Origin of the sequence: Xanthomonas sp. SHU 166 (assembly GCF_000364685.1) — a bacterium.
Classification (GTDB): Bacteria; Pseudomonadota; Gammaproteobacteria; order Xanthomonadales; family Xanthomonadaceae; genus Xanthomonas_A; species Xanthomonas_A sontii.
Window position 1 is genome coordinate 1 of record NZ_AQOJ01001022.1, and the last position, 495, is coordinate 495.

A 495-nucleotide genomic window follows, 5' to 3' on the forward strand; every position below is an offset into this window, starting at 1 on the left:
GCCGCAGCGGCGCCTACCAAACCGCAGGCCAAGGCGCCGGCGCAGACGCCGTTCGTTGCGCCGGTCGCGCCGCCGACGATGGTCGCGCAACGCGCCAGCGATCCGTTCGGGCATCCGGCGACGCCGCTGCAGGCCCGGCCGTGGCCGCGCTCGACGCTGCCATCCGCCGATGCCGGGAGCGAATTCACCGCCAGCTTCCCGCACAGCGGCGCGGACCCGGCGGCGTTCTATCCGTTCGAACCCCGATTGCCTGCCGACGCCGTGGCCAACCCGCCGCTGCATCCGTAGCCCTGACCCCGCGCGCCGGCAGGCGTCCGTGCCTCATTCCGGCGCGTGGTCCCCGTTGCTTCGTCCCCTCGTTGTTCCCCTTCCCGAACCGGAGGCTTGCGTCCGATGACTCACCGTATCCGCCACCATCTGTTGGGCCTGCTGGCGCTGACCGTGCCGCTGGCCGCCTGCGCGCAGCAGCCCAGCCCCAGCGCCGCCAGCGCCCCA

Annotated in this window: 1 pseudogene; it reads left to right on the forward strand. The window is 73.7% G+C overall.

Features of this window, described 5'->3' with window-relative positions:
- Positions 1–288: pseudogene (locus tag D180_RS22395) on the forward strand (hypothetical protein); the annotation flags it as partial.
- Positions 289–495: the final 207 nt, after the last annotated feature.